General features: G+C 55.9%; 10 protein-coding genes. 9 read left to right on the top strand and 1 reads right to left on the bottom strand.

Annotation, left to right across the window (positions count from 1 at the left end):
* Positions 1-148: 148 nt before the first annotated feature.
* Entirely contained in the window at positions 149-1,672 is a 1,524-nt protein-coding gene (locus BLR00_RS00215; RefSeq protein WP_074630266.1) for a bifunctional ADP-dependent NAD(P)H-hydrate dehydratase/NAD(P)H-hydrate epimerase, read from the bottom strand.
* A gap of 264 nt (positions 1,673-1,936) precedes the next feature.
* Between BLR00_RS00215 and purL the strand changes: the two genes are divergently transcribed.
* From purL to BLR00_RS00170, 9 genes are all read left to right on the top strand, one after another.
* Entirely contained in the window at positions 1,937-5,974 is a 4,038-nt protein-coding gene (gene purL / locus BLR00_RS00210; RefSeq protein WP_074630265.1) for a phosphoribosylformylglycinamidine synthase, read from the top strand.
* An 88-nt stretch (positions 5,975-6,062) separates the two neighbouring features.
* Complete coding sequence (locus BLR00_RS00205) at positions 6,063-7,301, top strand: ChaN family lipoprotein (protein WP_256324011.1); 1,239 nt, start codon at positions 6,063-6,065, stop codon at positions 7,299-7,301.
* On the top strand, positions 7,298-9,364 hold the full coding sequence (locus tag BLR00_RS00200) for a M1 family metallopeptidase (RefSeq protein ID WP_074630264.1): 2,067 nt from the start codon (positions 7,298-7,300) through the stop codon (positions 9,362-9,364). The genes BLR00_RS00205 and BLR00_RS00200 overlap by 4 nt, the downstream gene beginning before the upstream one ends.
* A gap of 250 nt (positions 9,365-9,614) precedes the next feature.
* Complete coding sequence (gene ndk, locus BLR00_RS00195) at positions 9,615-10,040, top strand: nucleoside-diphosphate kinase (RefSeq protein ID WP_074630263.1); 426 nt, start codon at positions 9,615-9,617, stop codon at positions 10,038-10,040.
* Positions 10,041-10,071: 31 nt separating this feature from the next.
* A complete protein-coding gene (gene rlmN / locus BLR00_RS00190; protein ID WP_074630262.1) occupies positions 10,072-11,238 on the top strand; it encodes a 23S rRNA (adenine(2503)-C(2))-methyltransferase RlmN in 1,167 nt (388 codons plus the stop codon).
* Between the two features lie 109 nt (positions 11,239-11,347).
* Positions 11,348-12,328 (top strand): RodZ domain-containing protein, encoded by a 981-nt coding sequence (locus BLR00_RS00185; protein WP_074630261.1) that lies wholly within the window; start codon positions 11,348-11,350, stop codon positions 12,326-12,328.
* Between the two features lie 39 nt (positions 12,329-12,367).
* On the top strand, positions 12,368-13,621 hold the full coding sequence (ispG, locus tag BLR00_RS00180) for a flavodoxin-dependent (E)-4-hydroxy-3-methylbut-2-enyl-diphosphate synthase (RefSeq protein WP_074634045.1): 1,254 nt from the start codon (positions 12,368-12,370) through the stop codon (positions 13,619-13,621).
* Complete coding sequence (hisS, locus tag BLR00_RS00175; protein ID WP_074630260.1) at positions 13,618-14,889, top strand: histidine--tRNA ligase; 1,272 nt, start codon at positions 13,618-13,620, stop codon at positions 14,887-14,889. The genes ispG and hisS overlap by 4 nt, the downstream gene beginning before the upstream one ends.
* 27 nt (positions 14,890-14,916) lie before the next feature.
* Complete coding sequence (locus BLR00_RS00170; RefSeq protein WP_074630259.1) at positions 14,917-15,555, top strand: tetratricopeptide repeat protein; 639 nt, start codon at positions 14,917-14,919, stop codon at positions 15,553-15,555.
* Positions 15,556-15,666 lie beyond the last annotated feature (111 nt).

Here is a 15,666-nt window from a genome sequence, read left to right as displayed (position 1 = left end):
TGGGTTTAGCTCAATATTTCACAATATACATGCAAAAACCTATCTTATCTGTGCGGTGCCGCGCATGAATATATCTTGCGAAAACAATGATTCTTTGGCATCGATGGTCTCATGACTGGTGAACCCATCCGGGGAAGAAAACCAGGTCCTAGTGAATTTCAGGGCTGTAAACCCACTGGTTCAACAGGTTGCGTGCAGTATTCGAGATTTCCGAGGCGGTCATTCCCACCGGGCCGCCCTGTTGCTTCAGCAATATATCCGCCGCGGCCCCATGCAGATAAACCGCCAGCAATAGCGCATTCTCCGAACTTACTCCCTGCGCCAGTAAAGCGCCTACGATGCCGGACAGTACATCGCCTGTTCCCGCGCTGCTTAAGCCGGGATTGCCGCTGGTATTGATATAACGTTTGCCACCGGATACGGCACAAATGCTGCCCCCACCTTTCAATACTGCGCAACAATTGAACTTCTTCGCCAGATTCGCCGCAGCAGCCATGCGGTCATTTTGAATCGCTGAGATATCCATGTTCAGCAGCCGTGCGGCTTCGGCGGGATGTGGGGTAAGAGTGGACGGAGCCTTGCGTTTCCGTAGCAGATTGGCAACGCTGGAATGCGTGGCAATGAGATTCAATGCATCGGCATCCAGCACCAGGGGCAGAGTGGATTCCAGCGCTGAACTTAGCCAGAAACGGGCATCGGGTCTCATTCCCAGCCCTGGACCGACAACCAAGCAGCTCAGTTGATCGAGCTTGAATATTTCATGTACAGGACGCAGCATCAGTTCAGGCTGCGTAGTGTCCACCTCAAGTGCCTTACCTGCAATCAAACCGAGATAGACGCGGCCCGCACCCAGCTTCAATGCCGCTGTGCCTGCCAGAAGTGCCGCACCCATCATTCCTGTTGATCCACCAATTATACCGACACTGCCGTACGTGCCTTTATGACTGCTGGCGGAGCGGGGCGGCGGCAGTAGCGTTTGAGCCAAAAGCTGGTCCATGATCCATGAGGCGGGTTCTCTTAGGGAAAGCGTATTGAGATCGAGATCGTCCAACAAGATTTCACCACAATATTCAGGACCCTGATGAGTCACGAGGCCGGGTTTGAGGCCAATAAACGTGACCGTCATGGCGGCCCGGATCGCCGCGCCGCGTACCTGGCCGCTGTCACTGCCCAAGCCGCTGGGAATATCGAGGGCAAGCACAGGCAGGTTCATGCGGTTGACAGTATTAACCAGGGCAAGGTATTGACCCGCCAGTTCTCTTCCTTCATGGTGATCGAGACCAATGCCAAACAGTCCATCTATCACCATATCCCATTTCTCATTTTCCGGGATCCCGGAAAATATCTTGCCTCCCGCAGTGAGCCAGGCATCCAGCATGCGCTGGGCATCGCTGGACAAGGTTGAGCGTTGGCCGGTGAATACCAGCGTCACCTTGAACCACCAGGCTTGCAGATGGCGTGCCGCCGCGAAAGCATCGCCGCCGTTATTACCCGGACCTGCCAGCACCAGCACTCGAGTTCTTCCGTAGATCAACAACCTGTCCCGTGCGACTTCGGCAGCGGCAAGACCGGCTTTTTCCATCAAGGCAGGGGGTCCAGGCAATGCAGCCGCGAGTTGCTCGATTTCCCGGATCTCGGCAGTGGTGTAAACGGCGGTGGAGTAATTACGCATATTATCGTTTATCAAACGTTTATCGGGCTGCGGCCAGCTTGTCTTCTCGTGTAAACCCAGATAATCCGATTAGGCGGACCTCCGAGCCTACGCGAGTGCGGTCAGTTTGCGGCCATTTCCGCCGCTTGCTCGGCGTCCATAGACCAGCTATGGACTTCTCCCAACCAACAAAACTGTCTCGCAACCTGCCTCGCTATCATCTCGCGTCCTAATGGATTATCTGGGGTAAAATTACATTTTCAACTTATTGATCTATTTCGCCGGATGCTTCGACTTCGTGGTGGCAGCGCGCTTTCTCCATTCCGCCTGGAAAAATTGGCGAGCGCGCTCAAAATTGCCGCTCCGCAAGTTTCCCACATTTATGCGGAATATTGGCATTTTTGCGCGCTCGGGCGCGCGCTGCAGCCAAATGAAAGCGTCATTCTTGAAAGATTGCTCAAGGTCACGCCGAAGGACGTTCCCCTGAGAGGCGATATCGAACGGCAGGCCAGCCATGCCACAGGTGAGCTGCTATTGGTGCTGCCTCGTCCCGGTACCATATCTCCATGGTCATCCAAAGCCACCGATATCGCCCACCATTGCGGACTGGAAGCGGTGGAGCGGCTGGAACGCGGCGTGGCATTTTATGTTCAGACGGAAGATAAGTCTGCTGCTGGACTCTCGGCCGATGGCAGGATTGCGGTACTTGGGCTGATACACGATCGCATGACCGAAGCGGTATTCAGCTCATTCGACGATGCGGGAAAATTGTTCAGACATTTTGAGCCCATACCGCTCACCACAGTGGATGTGCTGGCAGGTGGAGACGATGCATTGCAGAACGCCAACAACGCAATGGGGCTTGCATTGTCGCAGGACGAAATTGCCTATTTTGCAGCCTATTTCACCCGGATTGGACGCAATCCCACCGATGTGGAGTTAATGATGTTTGCCCAGGCCAATTCCGAGCATTGCCGTCATAAGATTTTCAACGCCGACTGGGTGATAGACGGCGAGCCACGAGCGAAGTCGCTGTTCTCGATGATACGCAATACTCACCACCAGAATCCGCAAGGTACAGTGGTGGCCTATGCGGATAATTCTTCCATTATCGCAGGGGCGAAGGTCGCCCGTTTTTACCCCGGCGAGGATAATGCTTACGGTTATGCGGAGGAGCCAACGCATATCCTGATGAAAGTGGAAACGCACAATCATCCCACCGCGATTTCGCCTTATCCGGGTGCCGCCACCGGGGTGGGCGGGGAAATCCGCGATGAAGGCGCAACTGGCCGGGGCGCCAAACCCAGGGCTGGACTGAGCGGTTTCTCGGTTTCCAATTTGAGTATTCCCGGATTTGTTCAGCCTTGGGAAGTGCACCAGCAATCGGGGGAGGAGCATTCTTACGGTAAGCCATCGCGCATCGCGTCGGCCCTGCAAATCATGCTGGAGGGCCCCATTGGGGGCGCGGCATTCAACAATGAATTCGGACGGCCCAATCTGGCGGGGTATTTCCGTACCTTCGAGGAATTTGTCGCGGGCGAAATGCGCGGTTATCACAAGCCCATCATGCTGGCTGGAGGGATAGGTCATATCGCCGAACGCCATTCCTTCAAGGAAGAATTCTCAGCCGGCGGCCTATTGATTCAATTGGGCGGACCGGGGATGTTGATCGGTCTTGGCGGCGGTGCGGCTTCCAGTATGGATACCGGGGTGAATGCAGAGCGTCTCGATTTTGATTCGGTGCAACGCGGCAATGCGGAAATGGAGCGGCGCGCACAAGAAGTCATCGATTACTGCTGGCAGATGGAGAGAAAGGGCGAGCCTAATCCGATTCTTTCGATTCACGATGTCGGCGCAGGCGGCTTATCGAACGCACTGCCCGAGCTACTGCATGGTTCCGCACGCGGGGGGCGTTTTAATTTGCGTGATATCCCCTCGGAAGAATCGGGCATGTCGCCAATGCAAATCTGGAGCAACGAGGCGCAAGAACGCTATGTGCTCGCAATCAGGCCGGAGTCATTGGCGCTGTTCCAGTCAATTTGTGAGCGTGAACGTTGTCCGTTCGCGGTGGTGGGCACAGCGACGGCGCAACAACAGCTTATCGTGGCCGATCCCGTATTTGGCAATCGGCCGGTTGATATGGATCTCTCGGTACTGTTGGGCAAGCCGCCAAAAATGATTCGGGATGTGACGCATATCGGGAGAACGCTGTTGCCGTTCGATACGGCGGGATTGAATCTGCGAGAAGCAGCCTACCGGGTGTTGAGGTTACCCGCGGTGGCGGACAAGACTTTTCTCATCAGCATCGGCGATCGTACCGTCGGCGGTATGACCGCACGTGACCAGATGGTGGGGCCGTGGCAGGTACCGGTAGCGGATGTGGCGGTGACACTGATGGGCTACCGGACTTATCTGGGCGAAGCCTTTGCTGTGGGTGAGCGCACGCCAGTGGCACTCATAGATCCCGCTGCTTCAGCACGCATGGCGGTGGGCGAAGCGATCACCAACATCGCAGCCGCGCGGATTGAACATATCGGAGAGATCAAACTTTCCGCCAACTGGATGGCTGCGGCAGGGCACCCTGGGGAAGATGCAGCTTTGTTCGATGCCGTGCATGCGGTAGGCATGGAATTTTGCCCCCAGTTGGGAATCAGTATTCCGGTGGGCAAGGATTCCATGTCGATGAAGACGGTATGGGAGCCGGCATCCGGCCATAGCGGCGCGAGTATCAGAAAAGAGGTGACCGCGCCGCTGTCGCTGATTGTTTCCGCCTTTGCGAGAGTAGCAGATGCGCGCAAAACACTTACACCGCGGTTATGCAAGGATTGTGGCGAGACGGAACTTGTCCTGATCGACCTGGGTGGCGGCAGGAACCGTTTGGGCGGTTCGGCGCTGGCACAAGTTTATAAGCAGGTGGGCGATGACGCGCCGGACATGGCAGGTCTGGAGGGAGCAGAGAAACTCAGAGGCTTTTTCGCCGCGATACAGCGCATGAATCATGAGGATAAAATAATTGCTTATCATGACCGCTCCGATGGAGGCATATTCGCGACACTGTGTGAAATGGCGTTCGCCAGTCACGTTGGCATAACCATCAACCTCGATCAGCTATGTTTTGATGTGCTCGCGAATGACGTGGACGGTCATGAATTGCGGCCGGAGGCGCTGGGCGGGAGATTTATGGAGCGCATCATATCCGTTCTGTTCAATGAGGAATTGGGGGCGGTGATCCAGATAAAAACGGAACACCACCGTGATGTGATGGCCATTCTGTCGGAAGCAGGCTTGCGCGATGCGTGCTTCGTTATCGGTGAAGTCAATGACAAGGATGAAGTCCAGTTCCTGCGCAACAATAAGCCGATATTCGCTGAGAAGCGCGTTGACTTGCACCGCGCATGGTCAGAGACCACTTATCGGATGCAGACGCTGCGCGACAATCCCGAATGCGCGCAGCAGGAATATGATCGCATTCTCGATATCACCGATCCCGGCCTGCATGCACAACTGAGTTTCGACGTGGACGACGATATTTCCGCGCCTTACATCAATAGCGGCATCCGGCCGCGAATGGCCATTTTGCGCGAGCAAGGCGTGAACGGTCACGTGGAAATGGCCGCCGCCTTTGATCAGGCAGGATTTTCGGCGACCGACGTGCACATGAGCGATATCGTCGCAGGACGTGTTTCTCTCAGGGATTACGAGGGATTCGCCGCATGCGGCGGATTCTCATACGGCGACGTGCTGGGAGCCGGGGAAGGCTGGGCCAACTCGATCCTGTTCAACCCTCGCGCCCGCGACGAATTTGAAGCGTTCTTCCAGCGGACCGATAGCTTTGCGCTGGGTGTCTGCAACGGATGTCAGATGATGAGTAACCTGCATGAGATCATTCCTGGCGCGGAACATTGGCCGCGTTTTGTGCGCAATAAATCGGAGCAGTTCGAAGCGCGCTTCGTCATGGTGGAAATCCAGCAGAGCCCGTCATTGTTTTTTGGCGGTATGGCCGGGAGCCGAATGCCTGTCGTCGTTGCGCATGGGGAAGGTTGTGCTGAATTTACCGGACGGAACAAGGTCTCAGCTATTGCATCTTTGGTTGCGCTACGTTTTGTCGATAACCGGGGCCAGTCCACCGAGATTTATCCGCTCAACCCCAGTGGTTCTCCCCACGGCATTGCCGGCGTGACCACCCCGGATGGGCGCTTCAGCATACTGATGCCACACCCGGAGCGCGGGTTTCGTGCCGCCCAGAATTCCTGGCATCCGGGTTGGCGTGATGATGCGCCGTGGATGCGGATGTTCAGGAATGCTCGAAAATGGGTGGGATGAGGTGCGGGGTATGGCAGCCTGCTGCGACTATAATAATTCGGATACGGATGAGATAAGTTCGATAATTCACGATGAGGGAGTATCCAGCTTGACAATTTCTCGAAGCAATCTGCCCTGGGGTGTCTTGTACAAAGGGGTATTTCTGGCCGTCATGCTATTCGCGTTCGCCGCCGGTCCGCGCGTCGCATGGGCCCAAGCCAAAGCGGGCAACAAGGATAAAGCGGATTGTGCACCGGCCGGAAGCTGGAGCATACCTGGCGGCGGGAAGATATCCGGCGCCGATGTCATCGCCCGCGCCGCAAGGAACTCGGTGGTGTTGCTGGGTGAAATGCATGACAACGCTGAGCATCATCGATGGCAATTGCAGGTACTCGCTGCGCTGCATGCAATGCGTCCCGATATGGTAATCGGTTTCGAGATGTTTCCGCGCAGGGTACAGAAAGCGCTCGATCAGTGGGTGGCTGGTGAGTTTTCGGAAGTGCAGTTTCTCGCTGCCGCGGACTGGGACGCCGTCTGGAGTACGGACGCGAGCCTTTATATGCCGCTGTTTCATTTTGCGCGCATGAATCGTGTGCCAATGGTGGCGCTCAATATCGACGCGCGTTTGCGGCGAGCAACTTCCCAGAAGGGCTTCGAGGGGGTTCCGGAGAGCGAGCGCGAAGGCGTGATGCCACCCGCTGCGCCAAGTACGGCTTATCTTGATTACCTGCTGCCGTTTTACGGTGAGCATGACCGCGGTGGCAGGAAGAAAGGTGAAATCAGCCGGGATGATCCGGATTTTCGGCGCTTTGTGGAGAGCCAGCAGCTGTGGGACAGGGCAATGGCGCAAGCCATACACTCGGCGCTGGATCGGCCGGGCCGCCCCCTTGTGGTCGGCATTATGGGCTCGGGACATATCAAATATGGTTATGGGGTCCCCCACCAGTTGAAGGACCTTCGCGTTACCGATGTGGGCACATTGTTACCATGGAATAGCGGGACCCATTGCGGACAGGTGGTCGGGGGGCTGGCCGATGCGGTATTTGGCGTTAATACGTTATCAGTCGTTTCGCATGAGTTGCCGCGGCAGCGCCTGGGTATCCGTTTCGAATTGGCGCAGGATGGCGGTGCCCGCGTGTTGCAGGTGGAGAAGGGGAGTATCGCCGAAACAGCCGGTATCCGCGACAGTGACATCATCACCGAAGCCGCAAGTATCACGATCAAGCGTATCAATGATATTGTGGATATCGTCAAACAGCAGGCTCCGGGAACGTGGCTGCCATTAAAACTGAGACGTGGCGGCGAAACGATGGAAATTATCGCCAAGTTTCCGGCGGTGCCGAAATGAGACGGATAGGCGGCGCGCGCCTCTGCCGCATTGGGAGAAACGTTGCATGGGTTCTACTCCCGTTTTTTGTTGCAACCGCCACATCTGCCGCGTCCATCGTACCTGCTGCAGCAGCGGACACCGCGGAAATCCACTATGACATTACGGTGCGGATTAATCCGGGTGCACGCACCATTGAGGGGCGCAGTGTTATTACAGCGAAGACATCGGAGGAGCTGACTCTGGTGCTGGGCCGTCGTTTCGAGGTCATGCACGGGCGTGTTGACGCGACGTCGCTCGGTCCGTCTGCGATTACCGGCAAGATGCGTGCCTGGCGTATTCCGGGCGATAAGCAGATACCACGCCGTATCGAGGTTCATTGGCGTGGCGAACTTTCAGCACTGGATACTTCACTTGATCATCCGCAGACGCTGGGAAGGAACGAACCGGCGAGTAGCGACGCGGGGACCTTTCTGCCCGATTCGAGCGGCTGGTATCCTTACATAGCGGAAAAACTCGCTAGCTACCATGTGAGCATCGAACTGCCAGGCGGGCAGCGCGGCATTGTCGCGGGCCGCCTCGTCGAGGAATCCGAAACGGATGAGGGATATCGTGCACATTTCGAGTTTCCTGCGCCGACCGGCGGCATCGATCTCATGGCCGGTCCCTACAAAGTGGAAACAAGCACGATGCGTGGCGCGGGAGGCAAGACTATCCAGTTGCGAACCTACTTTCATCCCCAGATCGCAGATCTTGCGCCTGCCTATCTCAGTTCGGTAAAAAGCTATATCGAACTTTACGAGTCGTGGATCGGAGCGTATCCGTTTACTGAATTCAGTGTCGTATCGAGTCCGACGCCGACGGGTTTCGGCATGCCAACACTCACCTATCTCGGCATCGAGGTGCTGCGCCTGCCGTTCATCCGTTCCACGTCGCTGGGCCATGAAGTGTTGCATAACTGGTGGGGAAACGGCGTGTATCCCGATTACGCGCAGGGCAACTGGTCAGAAGGGCTGACCACATTCATGGCGGACTATGCATACAAGGAGCGTGAAAGTCCGGAAGCCGCGCGGGAGATGCGTCGTGGCTGGCTGCGCGATTTTGCCGCGCTGTCGCCCGGTCAGGATGCGCCGCTTACCACTTTTACCTCGCGTACTCACGGGGCTACTCAGATCGTGGGCTACAACAAGGCCGCGATGACGTTCCTGATGCTGCGCGATCTGCTCGGACGCGAGACCTTCGATCACGCACTACAGGCGTTCTGGCGCGAGCAGCGCTTCCGTATCGCCTCGTGGGCGGATCTACGGGGTGCATTCCAGACAGTGTCCAAACAGGATTTAAATAGTTTCTTCGACCAGTGGCTCACGCGCGCGGGAGCACCCGTCGTGCGCATTGCGGAAGCCAAACGTACGAAGTCGGATTCCGGTTATCGCGTTAACGTCACGCTCGAGCAGGCGGCGCCCGAGTACCGGTTGCGGGTACCTGTCGCGATTCGTACCGGAGAAGGTGAAGAGATGCGGACCCTTGATTTGGAACATGGACGTCAGACTTTTACGCTTGATGTACGTACCCTCCCGCTGGAGGTGATCCTTGATCCGGACCTGCGGTTATTCCGGCGCTTGATGCCCGACGAAGCGCCGCCGATTCTGCGCCAGATCATGGTTGACAGGGCAGCAGTAACCATTCTGCTCCCGGAAAGCGGTGAAGTGCGCGGTACCGCCGAGACGCTTGCAGGTAAACTTCAGAATCGTGCCCTGAAACTGGTCCCGGCGACGGATAGTCTGCCCTCCGCGCCTGCATTGGTGATTGGTTTGGAGGAACAAGTCGATGCGTGGCTTGCGCGGCATCAGTTGCCTCGCCGGCCGGAGATCGTGCGGGGCAAGGGTTCGGCGCATGCCTGGACGGTAAGCCGTTCCGATGGCATGACGCTCGCGGTGGTGTCCGCACGGGAGGCGGCTTCGCTTGCGGCGCTGATACGGCCTCTGCCGCACTACGGCCGTCAGAGTTATGTCATTTTCGATGGAGCAAAAGCGATTGGCCGGGGCGCGTGGCCCACACGTGTACAGGCGGTGAAACTTGATTGATGGCGTGAATACACGGAGAACTCCGGATCCAAAAAGCTGCTACAAAACTCATCCATAGAGCACGCTATAGGCTTCTCCCAACCGGAAAAACTGTCTCGCAACCCGCCTTGCCATCATCTCGCATCCTGATGGATTATCCGGGTTTATCAGATCGATCTCGACCAATAACCGCCCTTTTCTTTTTTTCCGCCTTTGGAGAGGGTTTCTTTGTTAAAATACACTTTAATTTCTTAATTTAGTGGAGTATTTAATGGCTGTCGAAAGAACATTGTCTATCATCAAACCGGATGCGGTGGCAAAAAATGTAATTGGAGAAATCTATTCGCGTTTTGAAAGCAGTGGCTTGAAAATAATTGCGGCACGCATGATGCACCTTTCGCAGGCGGAAGCCGAGGGCTTTTATGCCGTGCATCGCAGCCGCCCATTTTTTAATGATCTGGTTAAATTCATGATTTCCGGGCCTGTCATGGTGCAGGTGCTCGAAGGCGAAGACGCGATCAGGAAGAACCGGGATCTGATGGGTGCGACCGACCCGAAAAAGGCGGAAAAAGGAACCATACGCGCAGATTTTGCCGACAGTATCGATGCCAACGCGGTGCATGGTTCCGATGCACCTGAAACCGCGGCGGTTGAAATTGCCTATTATTTTCCGGCACTGAATATTTATTCCAGATAAAAAGGGTTAAAAGGGTTTCTGGCTCAACATCATGAGCGTCAATCTACTCGATTTCGATGCGAACGCTCTTGCCGGTTTCTGTGCGGAAATTGGCGAGAAGCCGTTTCGTGCCAGGCAGTTGCTGCGCTGGATACACCGGTCGGGCGAGGCCGATTTCGCGGGTATGAGTGATTTGGCGAAGGGATTGCGGGATAAGCTTTCCGCAACCGCCGTGATTGAGCCACCCCAGTTAATCAGCGATCATGCCGCCGCGGATGGCACCCGCAAGTGGCTATTGTCAGTAGGTGCCGGTAATGGCATCGAGACAGTTTTCATACCCGAAACCAGCCGTGGCACGCTGTGCGTTTCCAGCCAGGTGGGTTGTGCACTGGCATGTACATTTTGCTCCACCGGCAGGCAGGGATTTAATCGCAATCTGACGGTTGCGGAAATTATCGGCCAGTTGTGGTGGGCGAATAAAGCGTTAGCGGGAACATTTAATGGCGAGCCCATCGTGGAACTTGAGGGAATCCCTGATGGTCAGAAAGGGGTGTGCCCTCCAAACCATCCCAACATTCAGAATCGTGGCCGTGCCGTCACTAATGTCGTCATGATGGGCATGGGCGAGCCGCTGGCCAATTTTGAAAACGTGGTGACCGCGCTCGATTTGATGCTGGATGACAATGCCTATGGGCTATCGCGGCGGCGCGTGACGGTGAGTACTTCGGGCCTGGTTCCGGCCATGGACCGGTTGCGCGGGCGTTGTCCGGTGGCTCTTGCGGTGTCGCTGCATGCGCCGAACGACGTACTGCGCGACGAGTTGGTGCCCATTAACAAGAAATATCCTATCAAGGAGTTGCTGGCGGCCTGTCAGCGCTACCTTCAGTCCGCGCCGCGGGATTTCATCACTTTTGAATATGTCATGCTGGATGGTGTCAATGACAGTCTGGGCCATGCGCGTGAATTGGTACAATTGGTGCGAGATACGCCTTGCAAATTCAATCTGATCCCGTTTAATCCTTTTCCCAATTCCGGGTACAGGCGTTCATCGCCGGAGGCGGTGCGTCGCTTCCGCGATGTGCTGATGGAGGCTGGACTGGTAACAACCGTGCGCAAGACCCGTGGTGACGATATTGCCGCTGCCTGCGGGCAACTTGCGGGAAAAGTGCATGACAAAACCCGGCGAACAAGCCGTGGAATTGTCGAAGTGGCGAGATGAGGCGAAGTCGGATGGATATCTTCACAGTGTCATTGGCGCCGTGCAGGTCATGGAAACCGTTTCCAAATTCCAAACAAGCATCGGCGCTGCGCAATCACGGATTTGAGTAATGAACGCCACTGACAGGAATGGTGGCGCCAACCACGGAGCGGGTTCGAAGCCAGCCGAGGTGGAAACAGGCGTGGGCCGCGAATTCCGGGCTGCGCGGCTGGCGCGTGGCATGAATATTGAGGACGTGGCACGGCAATTGCGGTTATCGGTGCGACAGGTTACCGCGCTGGAGCAGGATGACTACGACAATCTTGCAAGCGGAACATTTCTGCGCGGCTTCGTACGAAACTACGCCAAGTTGTTGCAGATGGATGCTGCACCGTTATTGCAGCGCCTGGAGCAATCGCTTCCACCCACTCCCACCCCAACCATCTCGTATCAGACCGAGGGGATTCCCTTCCCTTCAAATCAGGGAGGTGGGAAGCGTAACCTGATTATCGCGGGAGTAGCCGTTCTGGTGCTGCTGCTGATCTTTGAAATTTATGATGCCAGTGAAGGCAATAAAGGAAAGCAGCCGGCCGTAAAAATGGAAACTGGAACCGGGCCGGAGCGAGGTGATGTGCCACCAAAAAATCAGTTACCCTCCGCAAACTCGACCGGCGGCCTGGTATCATCTGCTGAAGAAGCCACGGTAACTGAACAAAAACACGAGGTGCCGGCTCCTCTTCCGGCCCCTGCTCCTATTCCCGCTGCGCCGCTGGCGCGGCAAAGCGCGCCAGCGGCTGTCGCTCCTGAACCGGCAAACGCCTCTGCCCGTGAATCAGCAAATATCTCTGCTCCTCAACCGGCGGGTGGCGGAGATGTTCTTCGCCTCGTATTTGAAGGAGAATCATGGACTGAAGTCAAGGATAGTGGAGGCAGGTTGCTACTTTCGCGGATTAATCCCCGTGGCACAGAGCAGGTGTTACACGGTAAGCCGCCATTCTCCCTTACGATCGGTAACGCCGCTGCAGTCAAGCTGGTCTACAATAACAATCCGGTGGATCTGGCACCTTATATCAATGCCTATGGAGGGACGGCACGTCTGTCGCTCAAATGAAATTTTCACTTTTATAAGATTCTCATACCTATCATGACTATGATACAAAATATTTTTCCGCCGCGCCGAAATAGTGTCGGCGTCCGTGTAGGGTCCATCACAGTGGGCGGCGGTGCGCCGGTGGTGGTGCAATCCATGACCAATACCGATACGGAAAATGAAATTGCCACCACGGTACAAGTGGCCCAGCTCGCACGTGCCGGTTCGGAACTGGTGCGCATCACCGTTAATACCGCCGCAGCCGCTAAAGCGGTGGCGGGCATCCGTGCGCGTCTCGATGACATGGACTGCCATGTGCCGCTGATAGGCGATTTTCATTTCAACGGCCATAAGCTGGTGACCGAATATCCCGATTGCGCGAAGGCATTGGCCAAATACCGTATCAACCCGGGTAATGTGGGGCACGGAAAAAAACGTGACGAGCAATTTTCCATCCTGATTGAAGCGGCTTGTAAATATGAGAAGCCGGTACGTATCGGCGTTAACTGGGGTAGTCTCGATCCCGAACTGCTGGCGCGCATCATGGATGAGAACGCCCGATCCGGTGATCCGAAGGATGCGTCGCTTGTCATGCGTGAGGCATTGATTACCTCCGCGCTGGAAAGTGCCGCCAGGGCGGAGGAGATCGGACTGGGGCGCGACAGAATTATATTGTCCTGCAAGGTAAGCGGCGTGCAGGACTTGATTGCTGTTTATCGCGACCTGGCATCGCGTTGCGACTATGCCTTGCATCTTGGATTGACGGAAGCCGGTATGGGCTCGAAAGGAATCGTGGCCTCTACCGCCGCGCTGTCAGTGCTGCTTCTTGACGGCATAGGCGACACCATCCGCATATCGCTTACACCGGAGCCAGGCGGTGACCGCTCTCGCGAAGTGGTGGTGGCGCAGGAGATTCTGCAAACCACGGGTCTGCGCGCGTTTGTCCCGCTGGTCGCAGCATGCCCTGGTTGCGGGCGTACCACCAGCACCTATTTCCAGGAGCTGGCGGAAAGTATCCAAGGCTATGTACGTACCCAGATGCTGGTGTGGCGCGAGGAATACGAAGGCGTGGAAAATATGACATTGGCGGTGATGGGGTGCGTGGTCAACGGACCCGGGGAAAGCAAGCATGCCAACATCGGCATCAGCCTGCCTGGTTCGGGTGAAAGGCCGGTGGCACCGGTTTATGTAGATGGGCAAAAATCGGTGACCTTGAAAGGCGACAATATTGCGGGAGAATTCCGCCAGATCGTCGATGAGTATGTGCAGGCGAAATATCCGAAGAAGTCAGGCACCGCAGAAATCAGGCAATGACCCGATCCATCCAGGCCATCCGCGGGATGAATGACATCCTGCCTGACCAGATATACCTTTGGGATTTTTTTGAACAGACCGTGCGGGAATGGATGACGGCTTATGGTTATCGTAACATCCGCATGCCGATCGTCGAGCAGACTGATCTGTTCGTGCGTTCCATAGGCGCGGTGACCGATATCGTCGAGAAAGAGATGTATTCCTTTCTGGATAGTCTCAACGGCGACAGCCTAACATTACGCCCGGAAGGAACCGCCTCCTGTGTGCGCGCGGTGCTGGAACATAATCTGCTCTATCCGGGGCCGCAGAGACTGTACTATTCCGGTCCGATGTTTCGCCATGAGCGTCCGCAGAAGGGACGTTACCGTCAGTTCCATCAGGTAGGCGTCGAAGCGCTGGGTTATACCGGCCCGGATATTGACGCCGAGCTCATCGTCATGTGTGCGGAATTGTGGAAGAAGCTGGGTATTTCGGATGTACGCCTGGAAATTGGCACGCTGGGTAGCGCTGAATCGCGCGCATTGCATCGGGCGCGATTAATCGGGTATCTGGAGCGGCATCTGGATGGGCTCGATGATGATGCCCGCCGGCGGTTGCACAGCAATCCGTTACGGATACTCGATAGCAAGAATTCCGAAATGAGAGAGATCATTGACGGCGCACCGCGGTTGCTGGATGACCTGGACGAGGACTCGCTGGCGCATTTCGAGACGTTACAGCGACTCCTGCGCGACCAGGGAGTGGACTTTGAGATCAATCCGCGGCTGGTAAGAGGGCTGGATTATTACAACCGCACCGTATTCGAATGGGTCACCGGGAAGCTCGGTGCGCAAGGCGCCATATGCGCCGGCGGCCGTTATGACGGACTGGTGGAGCAGATCGGCGGCAAACCGGCATCGGCGGCGCCAGCGTGCGGTTTTGCCATGGGCGTGGAGCGTGTGCTGGCGCTGATGGTGGAATGCGGCGGGGAAATACCGCACCCCGTACCGGATGTGTATGTGATACATCAAGGCGAGGCTGCGAATGGGGCCGCCTGGAAGACTGTCAGATATTTGCGCGATAGCGGACTCAAGTCAATTCTGCATTGTGGCGATGGCAGCTTCAAGGCGCAGATGAAAAAAGCGGATGCCAGCGGCGCGCGTTTCGCCGTTATTATTGGTGATGATGAAGCACAAGCCGGTGAGATAAGCATCAAGCCGCTACGTGAGGCGGCGGAGCAGGTGAGAGTCGGGCTGGCGGAAGCAGTGGATCTGCTTAAGAGAACTTGAATCAGAAAATTCTTATCAGGAAATTAAATGGCGACCTATGATCTGGAAGAGCAGGAAAAAATTGATGGGCTTAAATCCTGGTGGGAAGCCTATGGCACGCTGGTGATTATAATTGTGGCGATTTTGATTGCAGGCATGGGTGGCCAGCAGGCATGGAAATACTATAAGGCGCAACAGACTCAGCAGGCAGCGGAACTATATGCCTCGCTGTTGCAAGTCGAGGCAAGTGGTGATCCCAAGAAAATTAGCGATGCCTCACATTTGCTGATGGAAGGCTTTCCCGCCAGTGGCTACGCGGCGCGTGCCGCATTGATTTCGGCACGTGCGAGTCTCGAGGGGGGCGACATGCAAAATGCCAAAAGCCGTTTTCAGTGGGTGCTGGATAATGCCAAGGAAGAAGAGTTGAAGGATCTTGTGCGGTTGCGGTTGGCAGGCATATCCCTGGACGAGAAAAAATACGACGATGCCGTGAGGCTGCTGGATACCAAGCATGGTGAATCTTTTGATGGCCTTTATGCGGATCTCAAAGGCGATGTCCTTACTTCGGCGGGTAAGGTTCCCGAAGCACGTGCCGCTTATCAAATGGCACTCGACAAGCTGGGTAAAAAAGGTACCTATCATAGTATCGTTCAAATGAAGTTGGATGCCCTGGCGGAAGGTAAATAGAGGCACCTCGAATTTTCGATTGTGCGCATAATAAGACCGCAAGAATGAGGCGTAGACGGCAAACTATCCACGGAAGACTGATGCAGAGATTCTCCAGGATTATTTGCATGA

It is taken from the genome of Nitrosospira multiformis (genome assembly GCF_900103165.1).
GTDB lineage: Bacteria > Pseudomonadota > Gammaproteobacteria > Burkholderiales > Nitrosomonadaceae > Nitrosospira > Nitrosospira multiformis_D.
This window is presented reverse-complemented; position numbering and strand designations above follow the sequence as displayed.

What these genes read in the sequence shown, in the direction of transcription:
- rlmN (WP_074630262.1), top strand. Translation starts at nt 10,072, where the DNA reads ATGAGCGTCAATCTACTCGATTTCGATGCGAACGCTCTTGCCGGTTTC.
- BLR00_RS00185 (WP_074630261.1), top strand. Translation starts at nt 11,348, where the DNA reads ATGAACGCCACTGACAGGAATGGTGGCGCCAACCACGGAGCGGGTTCG.
- hisS (WP_074630260.1), top strand. Translation starts at nt 13,618, where the DNA reads ATGACCCGATCCATCCAGGCCATCCGCGGGATGAATGACATCCTGCCT.
- ndk (WP_074630263.1), top strand. Translation starts at nt 9,615, where the DNA reads ATGGCTGTCGAAAGAACATTGTCTATCATCAAACCGGATGCGGTGGCA.
- BLR00_RS00215 (WP_074630266.1), bottom strand. Translation starts at nt 1,672, where the DNA reads ATGCGTAATTACTCCACCGCCGTTTACACCACTGCCGAGATCCGGGAA.
- purL (WP_074630265.1), top strand. Translation starts at nt 1,937, where the DNA reads ATGCTTCGACTTCGTGGTGGCAGCGCGCTTTCTCCATTCCGCCTGGAA.
- BLR00_RS00170 (WP_074630259.1), top strand. Translation starts at nt 14,917, where the DNA reads ATGGCGACCTATGATCTGGAAGAGCAGGAAAAAATTGATGGGCTTAAA.
- BLR00_RS00200 (WP_074630264.1), top strand. Translation starts at nt 7,298, where the DNA reads ATGAGACGGATAGGCGGCGCGCGCCTCTGCCGCATTGGGAGAAACGTT.
- ispG (WP_074634045.1), top strand. Translation starts at nt 12,368, where the DNA reads ATGATACAAAATATTTTTCCGCCGCGCCGAAATAGTGTCGGCGTCCGT.